Source organism: Rhodococcus sp. P4_F3_2 (assembly GCF_056401335.1).
The window spans coordinates 1-426 of the sequence record NZ_JBFUJN010000224.1 but is presented as its reverse complement, the minus strand read 5'-3'; the positions used below and the strand labels follow the sequence as shown (position 1 = coordinate 426).

General features: G+C 60.6%; 1 protein-coding gene. It reads left to right on the top strand.

Annotated elements, in window-relative coordinates; translation table 11 throughout:
- Positions 1-426 (top strand): condensation domain-containing protein (locus AC1DWA_RS33510; protein WP_477917820.1); only part of this gene is annotated, 426 nt, incomplete at both ends.

The window sequence follows — 426 nt, the reverse complement described above, 5'->3', positions numbered from 1 at the left end:
CGGGTGCGTCCGGAGCTGGTGCCGTTGTCGTTGGCGCAGCAGCGGATGTGGTTCTTGAACCGTTTCGATACGTTGTCGTCGGCGAACAATATTCCGGTGGCGATTCGGTTGTCGGGGTTGTTGGATGTGGCGGCTCTGCAGGCTGCTGTGTCGGATGTTGTTGCGCGGCATGAGATTTTGCGGACGGTGTATCCGGAGGTCGACGGTGTCGGCTTCCAGGAGGTGTTGTCTGCGGATCGGGTGCGGTTGGATTTGTCGCCGGTGGCGGTGTCGGAGTCCGATGTCGTTGGTGCGGTGACGGAATTCTTGTCGACCGGTTTCGATGTGGCGGTGGAGGTTCCGGTTCGGGCGCGGTTGTTCGCGGTGTCGGAGTCGGAGTTCGTGTTGGCGATGGTGGTTCATCACATCAGTGGTGATGGTGTGTCG